The organism is uncultured Brevundimonas sp., from assembly GCF_947305955.1.
GTDB lineage: Bacteria > Pseudomonadota > Alphaproteobacteria > Caulobacterales > Caulobacteraceae > Brevundimonas.
The window spans coordinates 1-12,735 of record NZ_CAMZFB010000022.1; the positions used below are offsets into that span (position 1 = coordinate 1).

The window sequence follows — 12,735 nt, forward strand, 5'->3', positions numbered from 1 at the left end:
AGAACAGCTTTGACGGCAAGCCCGTGGCTGTGATCGGAACCTCGCCGGGGGCCATTGGTACGGCGGTGGCGCAATCGGCCCTGCGGCCTATTCTGGGTTTCCTTAATGTGGCGCAGCTGGGCCAGCCCGAGGCCTATATCCAGTTCAAGCCGGACCTGATCGACGCCGACCATAAGGTGACCAATGCGGACACCGAGGGCTTCCTTCGCAAATATATGCAGACCTTTGTGGACTTTGCGTCCCAGCACAAAGGCTGAGTACCGCGCATTAAAAAAGGCCCGCTGTTTCCAGCGGGCCTTTATCTTTAGGGCTCTGTGCCGATCAGGACAGGCTGCTACGCGCGGCCAGCGAACGGTTCCAGCGCAGCACCAGCAGGGTGACGATGGTGCCCGACAGCAGATAGGCACCGCCAGCCCACAGGCCGAACTGGGCCGAGATCCACAGCGCTGCCAGCGGCGCGAAGCCCGCGCCGAACAGCCATGCCAGATCCGACGTCAGCGCCGAGGCGGTATAGCGGTTACGCGGCTTGAAGCTGGAGGCGATGACGCCCGAAGCCTGACCAAAGGCCAGACCCAGCAGGATGTAGCCGATGACCAGATAGGCCATCTCGCCCATCGGGCCGCCGTCCAGCAGGGGCAGGGCGGCGACGGCGAAGATGCCGATACCGACCGAGGTGGCACCCAGCAGCTTGCGGCGACCGAAACGGTCCGCCAGCACGCCCGAAGCGACAACCGAGGCCACGCCGATGGCGGCTGCGATCAGTTGCAGCACCAGGAAGCGGGCCACGCTGTCCTCGGTGTAGAGGAAGACCCACGACAGCGGATAGACGGTGACCATGTGCACCATGGCGAAGGTCGCCAGCGGGGCAAAGGTACCGATCAGGATGCGCGGGCTTTCTTCCTTCAGCGTCTGGCCGATCGGGCTGGGCTTCAGCTCCGAGCCATGGAAGGCCGACTGGAAGGTCGGCGACACCACGATGCGCAGGCGGGCGAACAGGGCCACCACGTTGATGGCGAAGGCCACGAAGAACGGATAGCGCCAGCCCCATGCGAAGAAGTCCTGCGGGGTCAGCTTGGAGATGAAATAGGCAAACAGGGCCGAGGCCACGATCAGGCCCAGCGGAGCGCCGAGCTGCGGGACCATGGCGTACCAGCCCTTTTTGTTTTCCGGTGCCGACACAGCCAGCAGCGAGGGCATGCCGTCCCAGGTGCCGCCCAGGGCGATACCTTGAGCCACGCGCAGCACCATCAGCATGACAGCAGACCAATAGCCTGCGCTCTGATAGCTGGGCAGGAAGCCGAAGCAGACCGTCGACAGACCCAGCAGCATCAGGGCGATGGTCAGCTTGGTGCCGCGGCCGAACTTGCGGTCAATGGCGATGAAAAGCGAGGAGCCGATCGGGCGGGCGATGAAAGCCAGCGCGAAAACGGCAAACGAAAGAAGAGTTCCGCCCAGCGGACCCGCGTACGGGAAGATCAACTGCGGGAAAACCACAACCGAGGCGATGGCGTACACGAAGAAGTCGAAAAACTCCGACGTGCGCCCGATAATTACGCCAACAGCAATTTCACTCGCGTCGATTTTGCCATGTCGCGCGTTGATCTGACTGGCGTCCCGTTCGAGGGACTCGGAAGAAGGCGCGCCTGAAGCGTTCATGACAGATGCCGTTCTCTGCGACCGGGCGTCTAAGCGCCCATATTGATAGAATGAATGAGCCGCTCCTTTGCTCCGCTGCGTGTGCGCGGGGGATAGGACGGATTGTCCAATGTAAGTGGTTTGTCTTTGGGCCTACGGGGCCGTGGCAATGACCGAAACCTTGCCTGCAACCCCCGTCAATCCGGTCCGCCGCGCGCTTAGATCGCGTTTGCTGCGGCCGCTCGCCCTTGCGCCACTGATGGCCGCCCTGTCGGGCTGTGAGGCGATCGTTCTGGCTCCGGCCGGCGATATCGCCATGCAGCAACGCGACCTGCTGGTGGTTTCGGTGCTTCTCATGCTCATCGTCATCGTGCCGGTTATGGCCCTGACGATCTTCTTTGCGTGGAAGTACCGGGCCTCCAACAAAAAGGTCGAAAAAGACTACGACCCCGACTGGGATCACTCGACCCACCTTGAGCTGGTGATCTGGGCCGTTCCGCTGCTCATCATCATCTGCCTTGGCGCTGTGACCTGGGCCGGTACCCACCTGCTGGACCCGTACCGCCCGCTGGACCGCATCCATGAAACCCAGGCCGTCACCGAAGATCACGAGACCCTTCAGGTCGAAGTGGTCGCTCTGGACTGGAAGTGGCTGTTTATCTACCCGCAATACGGGGTGGCCACGGTCAATGAGCTGGTCGCGCCGGTGGATCGTCCGATCCGCTTCCACTTGACGTCGTCGGGTGTGATGAACAGCTTCTACGTCCCTGCCATGGCCGGCCAGATCTATGCCATGCCGGGCATGGAGACCAAGCTGCACGCCGTGATCAACCGTCCGGGTGACTATGTGGGCTTCTCGGCCAACTATTCGGGCGACGGCTTCTCGAACATGCGCTTCGCCGCCCGTGGCGTTGATGACCAAGCCTTTGAGCAATGGATCGCCAAGGTTCGCGCTGGCGGCACCCCGCTGGACCGCGAAACCTATCTGGAGCTGGAACGTCCCAGCGAGAAGGTGCCGGTGATCTATTATTCGGCTGTCGAGCCGACCCTGTTCAACGCTGTCGTCAACATGTGCGTCCAGCCGGGCAAGATGTGCATGGGCGAGATGATGGATATCGACCGCAAGGGTGGTCTGGGCCTGCAGGCCGCCAAGAACACCCTGCCGCTGGTGTATGACAAATACGCCCGTCGCGGCGATGCCGTCTTCGGCTCGGGCGAAAGCTATGTGATGCAGATCTGCACCCCGCTGCAGGCTGAACGCGCTGCCGTCGAGGCCAATATGCGCCGCGCCAACACCTCGCGCGTCATCTCGCAATCCGAACCGCTGAACCGTCTGACCGGTGCCGGTCTGTCGGCCCCGGGTACCAAGCCGGCGCTGGAGCGCGTTGGCTTCCAACCCCTTACTGACGCGACGGGCCGTACGCCTGTCTCGCAATCCTGAGTGCCGTCATGGCTGTTGAAGAAACCATAAACCTCTCGCCCCTGCTGGGGCGGCTAAGTTGGGATGCCATTCCGCACGAGCCTATCGTGTGGGGCACCTTCGCTGTCGTGGCGCTGGGGGGCATCGGCCTCCTTGCCCTGCTGACCAAGTTCAAGCTGTGGGGCTATCTCTGGAAAGAGTGGTTCACCACGGTCGACCACAAGAAGATCGGGATCATGTATATGATCCTGGGTCTGATCATGTTCCTGCGCGGCTTTGCCGATGCGGTCATGATGCGCCTGCAGCAGGCGATCGCTTTCGGCGGTTCCGAAGGCTATCTGAACGCGCACCACTACGACCAGATCTTCACCGCCCACGGCGTGATCATGATCTTCTTCGTGGCCATGCCGATGATCACGGGCCTGATGAACTATCTGGTTCCGATGCAGATCGGCGCGCGTGACGTGTCCTTCCCCTTCCTGAACAATTTCTCGTTCTGGATGACGGTTTCGGGCGCGGTGCTGGTCATGGCCTCGCTGTTCGTGGGCGAGTTTGCCCGCACCGGCTGGCTGGCCTATCCGCCGCTGTCGGGCATCGCCTACAGCCCGGGTGTCGGCGTGGACTACTATATCTGGGCGCTGCAGATCGCGGGCGTCGGGACCACGCTGTCAGGGATCAACCTGATCGCCACCATCGTGAAGATGCGCGCTCCGGGCATGGGCATGATGAAGATGCCGGTGTTCACCTGGACCTCGCTGTGCGCCAACGTCCTGATCGTGGCCTCCTTCCCGATCCTGACCGCGACGCTGGCCCTGCTGACCGCTGATCGTTACGTCGGCACCAACTTCTTCACGAACGACTTCGGCGGCAACCCGATGATGTACGTGAACCTGATCTGGATCTGGGGTCACCCGGAAGTCTACATCCTGATCCTGCCGCTGTTCGGCGTGTTCTCGGAAGTCGCCTCGACCTTCTCGGGCAAGCGCCTGTTCGGCTACACCTCGATGGTCTACGCGACCGTCTGCATCACCATCTTGTCGTATCTGGTGTGGCTGCACCACTTCTTCACCATGGGCTCGGGTGCGTCGGTGAACTCGTTCTTCGGCATCACCACCATGATCATCTCGATCCCGACCGGTGCGAAGATCTTCAACTGGCTCTTCACCATGTATCGCGGCCGCATCCGTTTCGAGCTGCCGATGATGTGGCTGGTGGCCTTCATGCTGACCTTCGTCATCGGTGGCATGACCGGCGTGATGCTGGCTGTTCCGCCGGCTGACTTCGTGCTGCACAACTCGCTGTTCCTGATCGCCCACTTCCACAACGTCATCATCGGCGGTGTGCTGTTCGGCCTGTTCGCCGCCATCAACTACTGGTGGCCCAAGGCCTTCGGCTTCAAGCTGGACAAGAAGTGGGGCCTCGTCAGCTTCTGGTGCTGGGTGGTCGGCTTCTGGGTCGCCTTCACCCCGCTCTATGTGCTGGGCTTCATGGGCGTGACCCGTCGTATGCGCGTCTTTGACGATCCAGCCTATCAGATCTGGTTTGTCATCGCCGCCGTCGGCGTCGGCATCATCGCCTGCGGTATTCTGGCCATGCTGATCCAGTTCGCTGTGTCGATCATCAAGCGCGAGCAACTGCGCGATGAATCGGGCGATCCGTGGAACGGCCGTACGCTGGAATGGGCGACCTCGTCGCCGCCGCCGGCCTATAACTTCGCCCGCACCCCGATCGTGCATGACACCGACACCTGGGCCGACATGAAGTCGCGCGGCTATGTCCGTCCGACCTCGGGCTTCGAGGCCATCCACATGCCGTCCAATACCGGCACGGGCGTGATCCTCGCAGGTCTGTCGACCGTCTGCGGTCTGGCGCTGATCTGGTACATCTGGTGGCTGGCTGGCCTGAGCTTCCTGGCCATCATCGGCTACGCCATCTTCCATACCTTCAACTACCGCCGCGACTACTACATCCCGGTGGAAGAGGTTCAGGCGACCGAGGATGCTCGCACCCGCGCCCTGGCCCAACTTCAGGCAAAGGGGTAATCCGATGAGCGCTGCACAAGCTCCCATCCATCCCGACTACGTCGATCCCAAGGGCGGCCCGCTGTGGCACGCCGACCATGACCCGCATCTGCCGGAAGGCCACAGCACCTCGCTGGGCTTCTGGATGTATCTGATGAGCGACTGCCTCATCTTCGCGATGCTGTTTGCGGTCTTCGCCGTGATCGGTGGCAACTATGCCGCCGGTCCGGCACCGAAGGATCTGTTCGACCTGAACCTGATCGCGGTGAACACGGCCATGCTGCTGTTCTCCTCGATCACCTACGGCTTCGCCATGCTGGCGATGATGAAGGGCAAGGTCGGCCAAACCATGGGTTGGCTGGCCATCACCGGCCTGTTCGGTCTGGCCTTCCTCGGCATCGAACTCTACGAGTTCCGCCACCTGATCCATGTGGGCGCGACGCCGCAACGCAGTGGCTTCCTGTCGGCCTTCTTCATCCTTGTCGGCACCCACGGCCTGCACGTGACCTTCGGTATCATCTGGCTGGTGACGCTGATGGTGCAGGTGAAAATGAAGGGCCTGATCCCGGCCAACAAACGTCGCCTGATGTGCCTGTCGATGTTCTGGCACTTCCTCGACGTGATCTGGATCGGCGTCTTCACCTTTGTCTATCTGATGGGGATGCTGCGATGAGCGGACACGACACCCACAACGAACACCATGACGACCACCACGAGGCCGAGGGCTATCACGGTTCCTACCGTGACTATCTGATCGGCTTCATCGCCTCGGTGGTTCTGACGGCCATTCCGTTCGCTCTGGTCATGACGGGCGTCCTGCCGCCCCAGACCACGGCGCTGACCATCGTGGCCTTCGCCGCGGTGCAGATGGTCGTTCACATGATCTATTTCCTGCACCTGCATCCGAAGTCGGAAGGGGGCTGGAACATGCTGGCGATCATCTTCACCATCGTGGTGGTGGCGATCGCGGTCGGCGGCTCGATCTGGGTGATGTGGCACATGAACACCAACATGATGCCGGTTCACCAGATGCCGTCCTTTGGCTGAGGTCATGACATGATAGACGGGAAGTTCATTCCTCCCGCGCGTAACGAAGGCGGTCACCCGACGGGTGGCCGCCTTTGGCGCGTTATGGTGGTCACGGTTTTTCTGCTGGTGTTCGCCGGCTTCATGGGGCTGGGCATCTGGCAGGTGCAGCGGCTGGGCTGGAAGCTGGCCCTGATCGAGCGGGTCGAGAACCGCATCCATGCCGATCCGGTCGATGCCCCCGCGCCCGATGTCACCATCACCCGCGACGGTCACGAATACCTGCGGGTCAAGGCGGGCGGCACCTATCGCTATGACCTTGAGGTGCCGGTGAAGGCGGTCACCGAACTGGACGGCGGCTGGTGGATCATCACCCCGCTGGAAACCGACCGTGGCTTTACCGTTCTGGTGAACCGGGGCTTTGTGCCCAATGACATGAAGAGCGCCGCCCCGCGCCCCGATGGCGAGGGCAGGGTCGAGGTGACGGGCCTTCTGCGCCTGTCTGAGCCCAAGGGCGGCTTCCTGCGCGAAAACGATCCGGCGGGTGGAAACTGGTATTCCCGCGACGTGGCTGCCATCGCTGCCGCCAAGGGCATCGACGCCGCGCCCTATTTCATCGACGCCCAACCCGCTGATGGCACCGCCGCCTCTGGCTGGCCGCGCGCGGGCATGACCGTGGTGAAGTTCGCTAACAGCCATCTTGTCTATGCCCTGACATGGTTCGGCTTGGCAGCGGGCACGCTGGTGGGCATGGTCCTCATGCTGCGCGAGCGCCGTCGCAAGGAGAAGGCAAGGCTGTGAAGATCGGGTCCCTGTTCGACCTCCTGACCGGACAGACCGACGGGGCACCGCTCCCGCCGGGCGCGGCAGGACGGCGCAATATGCTGCTGCTGATTCAGCTGCGCTGGTTCGCCGTGATCGGGCAGGCCCTGACCATCGCCATCGTCCACTGGGGATTTGGCCTGTCGCTGCCTTTGGGCTGGCTGTTGCTGGCGCCTGCGGCACTGGTGGTGCTGAACCTCGTCAGCTATCCGGTCGTGTCGCGCCGCGCCGCCATTACCGACGGCGAAATCTTCACCGCCCTGTGTATCGATGCCGCCGCCCTGACGTGGTTGCTGTATTTCAGCGGCGGGGCCAGCAATCCATTCTCCGCCCTGTTCGTCATGCAGATCGTGCTGGCGGCGGTTCTGCTGCGCCGCCGCTATGTGTGGATCTTCGTCCTGGGTACCAGCGGCATCCTCGCCGCCCTGACCCTGTTCCACAAACCGCTTCCCCTGCCCGAGGGGGCGGACGAGCGGCTGGGGCTGTTGGTGCAGGGATCGCTGATCAACTTCATGCTGATCGCCGTGCTGCTGGCCGCCTTCGTCAGCCGCACTATCCGCAACGTCCGCGCTCGTGACGCCTGGATGGCCGACAGCCGCCAACAAGCTGCCGAACAGGAACACATCGTCCGCATGGGCCTGTTGGCCTCGGGCGCAGCGCATGAACTCGGCACGCCTCTGGCTTCCATTAGCGTGCTGCTGGGCGACTGGCGGCACATCGACGCCATCCGTTCCGATCCCGAACTGGTCGCAGACGTCGAGCAGATGCAGTCCGAAGTGGACCGCTGCAAGGTGATCGTCACCAACATCCTGATGGCGGCAGGTGCGGCGCGTGGCCAGTCGCCCAAGGTGATGCGCCTGTCGACCTTCCTCAATGACGTGGCAAGCGAGTGGCGCGAACGCGGCGTCGGCACCATGACCGTGGATGTTCTGGGCCCCAATCCACGCGATCCGCACATCATCGCCGACGAAGCCTTCCGTCAGGTACTGAGCGCCCTGATCGACAATGCCGCCGAGGCCGATGCCCGCGCCCTGACCCTGAACGCGGTGGCCGATGGCGAACAGATCATCCTGACTTTCACCGACGACGGCCCCGGCTTTCCCGAGGAAATCCTGTCGCGTCTGGGCCAGCCCTATCAGAGCACCAAGGGGCGGGCAGGGGCCGGACTGGGCCTGTTCCTGCTGGTAAACACCATGCGTACGCTGGGCGGCGAGGTCGTGGCCGAAAATCGCCGCGAAGGTGGGGCAAGCATACAGCTGCGCTTGCCGACCGAGGCCCTGACCCCGAAATGAGCACCATGACCGATGATGCCCGCAGCCTGCTGATTGTCGAGGACGACGAGTCCTTCGCCCGCACCCTGCGCCGTTCGTTCGAGCGGCGCGGCTATCAGGTGCTGTCGGCCCGCAGCCCCGAGGATATGCGGCTGGTGCTGGCCAACCAGCGCCCGCAGTACGCCGTGGTGGACCTGAAACTGGGCACGTCCTCGGGCCTGACCTGCGTACAGGAACTTCATGCCTTCGATCCGGAGATGGTGATCGTCGTCCTGACGGGGTTCGCCAGCATCGCCACAGCGGTCGAGGCCATCAAACTGGGTGCCCGCCACTATCTGGCCAAGCCCGCAGGTACCGACGAGATCGAGGCAGCCTTCTCCCGCGAGAGCGGCGATGCCTCGGCCCCGCTGACCGCCCGCCCCACCTCGATCAAGACACTTGAGTGGGAGCGCATCCACGAAACCCTCGTGGAAACCGATTTCAACATCTCCGAGGCCGCTCGCCGCCTCGGCATGCACCGCCGCACCCTCGCCCGCAAACTGGAAAAACGCCGCGTGACCTGAGGGCTCGCCCAAGGGCTGGCTTGGTCTGGGGGGCGTGCTCGCGTATAGGGTCGCCCTATCTTCCCTAAAGCCTGTTCCAGAGTTTGATGACCTATCCCGCGCACAGATTGTCCGTCGCCCCGATGATGGACTGGACCGACCGGCATTGCCGGGCGTTTCATCGTGCGCTGTCTAAGCGGACGCTGCTCTATACGGAGATGGTGACGGCTCCGGCGGTTATTCATGGGGATCGTGACTATCTGCTGGGCTTTTCGGACGCCGAGCATCCGGTGTCGCTGCAACTGGGTGGATCCGATCCCAAGCAGTTGGCCGAGGCTGCCAAGATCGGCGAGGACTATGGCTATGACGAGATCAATCTGAACGTCGGCTGCCCCTCGGACCGCGTACAGTCGGGCCGTTTCGGTGCCTGCCTGATGAAGGAGCCGGAGCTGGTGGCCGAATGCATGGCCGCCATCAAGGCCGCTGTCTCGGTGCCTGCCACGGTCAAATGCCGCATCGGCGTCGATGATCAAGACCCGAACGAGAGCCTGTTCGCCACGGTTGATGAATGCGCCAAGGTCGGCATCACCGACTTTACCGTCCATGCCCGCAAGGCGTGGCTGAAAGGACTTTCGCCAAAGGAAAACCGCGACATCCCGCCGCTGGACTATGATCTGGTGAAGCGCCTGAAAAAAGAGCGCCCGCACCTGACCATCGGCATCAATGGCGGCATCGCCTCGCTGGAACAGGCGCTGGAGCTGCTGGCTCCCTATGACGGCGTGGCGCTGGATGGCGTGATGATCGGCCGTGCCGCCTATCACGAGCCGGCCCTTCTGGGGCAGGCCGACCGCCTGATCTATGGCGAGGACGTCGCCGACACCGACATCTTCGACGCGCTGGAAGCCTATAAGCCCTATATGGCCGAGCAACTGGCGCGCGGCATCAACCTTGTGGCCATGACCCGCCACATGCTGGGGGCCATGCACGGTCGCCCCGGCGCGCGGGCCTTCCGCCGTATCCTGACGGTCGAAGGGGTGAAGTCGGGCGCGGGTCTGGATGTTCTGGACCGCGCCATCGAGGCCGTGCGAGAGGCCGAGGCCCGCCGCGCGCAGGACGACCAAGCCGCGTGATCGACGTTTCCCTGACCGAACTGGTGATGATGCTGGCTGCCCTTGTGGGGGCAGGGGCGGTTGCCGGCGTGATCGGGGGACTGTTCGGCGTGGGCGGCGGCACGGTTCTGGTGCCCGCCCTGTTCTATGCTTTCAGCGTGCTTGGGGTTGGCGGCGAGCACAATCTGCATGTCGCCATCGGCACCAGCCTTTTGACCATTGTCGCCACCTCGCTGCGATCGCTGGCCACGCACCGCAAACATGGCGCGGTGGACGAGGTGGTGCTCAAGACGTGGACGCCGTGGGTGGCGCTGGGCGGTTTGGTCGGGGCCTTTATCGCGGGCGGCTCGCCCATGTCGGCTCTGGCCATTGTCTATGGCGTCTGCCTGTTGGCCATCGCGGCGCAGATGGGGCTGCTGCCGGAACACGTCACGCTTCGCAAGGACTTGCCGACCGGATGGGGACGCCGGATCGTCGCCAGCATCATCGGTGTGCTGAGTGCCATGATGGGTATTGGCGGGGGCAGCTTTGGCGGCCTGACCATGACCCTGTGCGGGCGACCGATCCATCAGGCGGTGGCTACATCCTCGGGCTTTGGTCTGGCCATCGGGGCGGCGGCGTCTTTGGGCTATCTGGTGTTCGGTTGGGGGGCTTCGGGCGTGCCGCCTCTGACGCTCGGATACGTTAATATTCCGGCCGCCATCATCATGGGTCTGTTAACGGGTTGGACCGCGCCTTACGGGGCGCGATTGGCGCACAGGCTGGACCGCAAGCGTCTAAGAAAAGCCTTTGCAATCTATCTGTTAACGACTGCCGTACTGGTGGTTGTAAAGGCTCTGGCCTGACAATCCGGCCTACGTATATCTACGTAGTAAATAGCTAAGTTTTGTAAAAGCATCGTTGGTCTAACAGCGGATGCCCGATTGTGGCGTCTTTGTGAGTAACCGCGTGCTTCAAAATCTCTCTGTGCCGAAGAAATTGGTGCTGTCCTTTGCCACCGTGATCGCGGCCTGCGGCGTGGCGACACTGGTCGTACTGTGGGCCGTCATGGCCATCCATAAGGCGCAGGAGGCAGACGAGGTTTCGCGTGACATCACCGATGCCATCTATGAACTGCAGCACGCCCTGCTGAGCCAGCAGATGAGCATGCGCGGTTTTGTGGTGAACCAGAAGCCGGAGTTCAAAGACGCGTTCGAAACCCATACTCTGGCCGTCGACAAAGGCCTGACCCATTTCGCGGCGGCGGACGTCGAGGGCAGCTTTGCCGAGCAGCTGGGCATCCTCACGGATGCGACGACCAAAAACACCAACGACCTGAAGCGGATGATCAGCCGCGCGGATGATCCGGTCGAGCGCGAGAATATGATGGGAGTATTCGGCGTGACCGGAAGCCCCAATATCCGCGCCATTCAGGAAACCATGGCCCAGACCCAGAAGGTGCTGGCCGAAGTGGGCGAACAGAACCGCGAGCGCCGCGCCCGCGCCTATGCCAGTGCCTATACGGCCTTTGCGGTCGGTGGCGTTCTGGCCTTTCTGGTGGCGATCGGTTCGGCCATCTGGCTGACCCAAGCCCTGTCCCGACCGGTGGTGGCCATGACCCGCGTGATGACCCGTCTGGCCAAGGGCGAGACCGATGTGAGTATCCCGGCTGTCGGTCGCGGTGACGAGATCGGAGCCATGGCTGGCGCGGTCCTGACCTTCCGCGATCAGGCGATTGAAAACGCCCGTCTGGAAGTCGAGGCGGAAGAAGCCCGCCAACTGGCCGAGCGCGAGCGCCAGAAGCATGCCGCCGAAGCCGCCGAGATCGCGCGCTTGGATGAAATCGCCATGACGGCTGTGGGGCAGGGTCTGGCCGCCTTGGCGGGCGGTGACCTGAGCCATCGCGTGACCATCAATGTGCATGCCAAGGCGCAGGCCCTGAAGGACGACTTCAACACCGCCGCCGAGCGTCTGGATGCGGCTGTGCGTGTGATCATTGATCGCGCCTCGGCCATCGGTGCCGCCGCCCAGCAGGTCAGCGATGCCGCCGACGAACTGTCGCGCCGGACCGAGCGTCAGGCTGCCTCGCTGGAAGAGACGGCGGCTGCCGTGGACCAGATCAGCACGACCGTCGCCTCGTCCGCAGAGGCGGCGCAGGAATCGGGCGCAGTGGTGCGTGAAGCCCACCTGATGGCGCGCGACGGTCAGGATGTCGTGGGCCGTGCGGTGACCGCCATGGGCCAGATCGAGGATTCATCCCGCCAGATCGGGGCCATCATCGGCGTGATCGACGAGATTGCCTTCCAGACCAATCTACTGGCGCTGAACGCGGGCGTGGAAGCCGCGCGTGCGGGTGATGCGGGGCGTGGCTTTGCCGTGGTGGCGTCCGAAGTGCGTGCGCTGGCGCAGCGTTCGGCGGATGCCGCCCGCGAGATCAAGGGCCTGATCCAGACCTCGGGCCAGCATGTGGAGCAGGGGGTGCAACTGGTCGCCCGCAGCGGCGAGGCCCTGTCGGACATCGCCCGCCAGATCGAGAAGGTCACGGCGCTCGCGGAATCCAGCGAGGCCTCCGCGCGTCAGCAGGCGCTGGGCCTGTCGGAGGTTAACGCCGCCGTGAACCAGATGGACCAGATGACCCAGCAGAACGCGGCCATGGTCGAAGAGTCGACCGCCGCCAGCCGTTCGCTGGCACAGGATGCCAGCGAGCTGGATCGCCTGATGGGACAGTTCCGCATCTCGCAGGAACAGCGCGCAGTGATGGCGGCCTAGGCCAAGTTGTCGGGGATGCGGTTGCTGACATAGGGGCGGTCAGTAACCGTGCGCCCTCCTTGCTCGCAACGCGCGCATTCCATCCGCCTTTCAAGGCCTTAGCCAAAAGTCGTAAGTAGATTACCCTGCCTTATTGCTAAG

General features: G+C 63.3%; 12 protein-coding genes. 11 read left to right on the top strand and 1 reads right to left on the bottom strand.

The features are described from left to right. Positions 1-257: NAD(P)H-dependent oxidoreductase (locus tag Q0Y42_RS07280; protein WP_366108166.1), on the top strand; the 257-nt coding region annotated here is incomplete at its 5' end. Positions 258-321: 64 nt separating this feature from the next. Here Q0Y42_RS07280 and Q0Y42_RS07285 read toward each other — a convergent pair. After that, positions 322-1,656 carry an MFS transporter gene (locus Q0Y42_RS07285; protein ID WP_297801802.1) on the bottom strand — a complete coding sequence of 445 codons (1,335 nt, stop codon included), beginning with the start codon at positions 1,654-1,656 and terminating at the stop codon, positions 322-324. Between the two features lie 148 nt (positions 1,657-1,804). Between Q0Y42_RS07285 and cyoA the strand changes: the two genes are divergently transcribed. From cyoA to Q0Y42_RS07335, 10 genes are all read left to right on the top strand, one after another. Further along, on the top strand, positions 1,805-3,076 hold the full coding sequence (gene cyoA / locus Q0Y42_RS07290) for a ubiquinol oxidase subunit II (protein WP_297801804.1): 1,272 nt from the start codon (positions 1,805-1,807) through the stop codon (positions 3,074-3,076). Between the two features lie 8 nt (positions 3,077-3,084). Continuing rightward, a complete protein-coding gene (cyoB, locus tag Q0Y42_RS07295; RefSeq protein WP_297801806.1) occupies positions 3,085-5,097 on the top strand; it encodes a cytochrome o ubiquinol oxidase subunit I in 2,013 nt (670 codons plus the stop codon). Positions 5,098-5,101: 4 nt separating this feature from the next. After that, positions 5,102-5,749 carry a cytochrome o ubiquinol oxidase subunit III gene (cyoC, locus tag Q0Y42_RS07300; RefSeq protein ID WP_297801807.1) on the top strand — a complete coding sequence of 216 codons (648 nt, stop codon included), beginning with the start codon at positions 5,102-5,104 and terminating at the stop codon, positions 5,747-5,749. Beyond that, entirely contained in the window at positions 5,746-6,123 is a 378-nt protein-coding gene (cyoD, locus tag Q0Y42_RS07305; protein WP_297801809.1) for a cytochrome o ubiquinol oxidase subunit IV, read from the top strand. The genes cyoC and cyoD overlap by 4 nt, the downstream gene beginning before the upstream one ends. Positions 6,124-6,132: 9 nt before the next feature. Continuing rightward, positions 6,133-6,903, top strand: coding sequence for an SURF1 family protein (locus tag Q0Y42_RS07310; protein ID WP_297801811.1), 771 nt, complete (start codon positions 6,133-6,135; stop codon positions 6,901-6,903). Next, positions 6,900-8,216: an ATP-binding protein gene (locus tag Q0Y42_RS07315; RefSeq protein WP_297801813.1), complete on the top strand. Its 1,317-nt coding sequence runs from the start codon at positions 6,900-6,902 to the stop codon at positions 8,214-8,216. Before Q0Y42_RS07310 ends, Q0Y42_RS07315 begins: the two co-directional genes overlap by 4 nt. A 5-nt stretch (positions 8,217-8,221) precedes the next feature. Further along, complete coding sequence (locus Q0Y42_RS07320; protein WP_297801815.1) at positions 8,222-8,758, top strand: response regulator transcription factor; 537 nt, start codon at positions 8,222-8,224, stop codon at positions 8,756-8,758. Positions 8,759-8,844: 86 nt separating this feature from the next. Continuing rightward, complete coding sequence (gene dusA / locus Q0Y42_RS07325) at positions 8,845-9,867, top strand: tRNA dihydrouridine(20/20a) synthase DusA (protein ID WP_297801817.1); 1,023 nt, start codon at positions 8,845-8,847, stop codon at positions 9,865-9,867. Further along, on the top strand, positions 9,864-10,691 hold the full coding sequence (locus Q0Y42_RS07330; protein ID WP_297801819.1) for a sulfite exporter TauE/SafE family protein: 828 nt from the start codon (positions 9,864-9,866) through the stop codon (positions 10,689-10,691). Before dusA ends, Q0Y42_RS07330 begins: the two co-directional genes overlap by 4 nt. Positions 10,692-10,812: 121 nt before the next feature. After that, on the top strand, positions 10,813-12,594 hold the full coding sequence (locus Q0Y42_RS07335) for a methyl-accepting chemotaxis protein (protein WP_297801820.1): 1,782 nt from the start codon (positions 10,813-10,815) through the stop codon (positions 12,592-12,594). Positions 12,595-12,735: the final 141 nt, after the last annotated feature.

Coding starts and splice junctions, on each gene's coding strand:
- Q0Y42_RS07285 (WP_297801802.1), bottom strand. CDS start 1,656: ATGAACGCTTCAGGCGCGCCTTCTTCCGAGTCCCTCGAACGGGACGCC.
- cyoA (WP_297801804.1), top strand. CDS start 1,805: ATGACCGAAACCTTGCCTGCAACCCCCGTCAATCCGGTCCGCCGCGCG.
- cyoB (WP_297801806.1), top strand. CDS start 3,085: ATGGCTGTTGAAGAAACCATAAACCTCTCGCCCCTGCTGGGGCGGCTA.
- cyoC (WP_297801807.1), top strand. CDS start 5,102: ATGAGCGCTGCACAAGCTCCCATCCATCCCGACTACGTCGATCCCAAG.
- cyoD (WP_297801809.1), top strand. CDS start 5,746: ATGAGCGGACACGACACCCACAACGAACACCATGACGACCACCACGAG.
- Q0Y42_RS07310 (WP_297801811.1), top strand. CDS start 6,133: ATGATAGACGGGAAGTTCATTCCTCCCGCGCGTAACGAAGGCGGTCAC.
- Q0Y42_RS07320 (WP_297801815.1), top strand. CDS start 8,222: ATGACCGATGATGCCCGCAGCCTGCTGATTGTCGAGGACGACGAGTCC.
- dusA (WP_297801817.1), top strand. CDS start 8,845: ATGACCTATCCCGCGCACAGATTGTCCGTCGCCCCGATGATGGACTGG.